The following is a 453-nucleotide window of genomic DNA, read 5'->3' as shown; positions in this document are numbered from 1 at the left end:
GGCAACAACGGTTCGGCTTCGGGTTCGGACGGCGCAACCTTCACCCTGAAGGGTAAGGTTGACACCGACTGCGCCTTCTACTCGGGTTCGGCCCAGAGCCACGAACTGGACTTCGGCACCCTGGGCATCTACGCCTCGGACAACACCGGTCCGGGTCTGGCCTTCGACATGGTCGCTCCGGCTTCGGTCGCCATCTACACCAACCTGGCTGGCTGCAACACGGCTAACACCGTCAAGCTGACCAAGAACCACGTTGATGGCCTGCGTAACACCGGCAACACCGGTGGCTACGACACCGCAGTGTTCACCGCCAACCTGCCGTTCACTGCTGCCGCTTCGTACACCGCAGTGGCTCAAGGCGCTCAATCCAACGGTACGGTCCAAACCCTGACCGCTGGCCTGAACCAACTGGACGCCCAGAACACCCACGGTGCCTGGAAGTCGCCGCTGTCG

Annotated in this window: 1 protein-coding gene; it reads left to right on the top strand. The window is 62.7% G+C overall.

The features are described from left to right. Window positions 1-453, top strand: a 453-nt coding sequence (locus tag OB03_RS14600) for a hypothetical protein (RefSeq protein WP_461344649.1), incomplete at both ends; no start/stop codon positions are given.

Source organism: Brevundimonas sp. GN22 (assembly GCF_054824005.1).
Note: the sequence above shows the minus strand (reverse complement) of the source record. Positions and strands in the feature narration are given on the sequence as shown.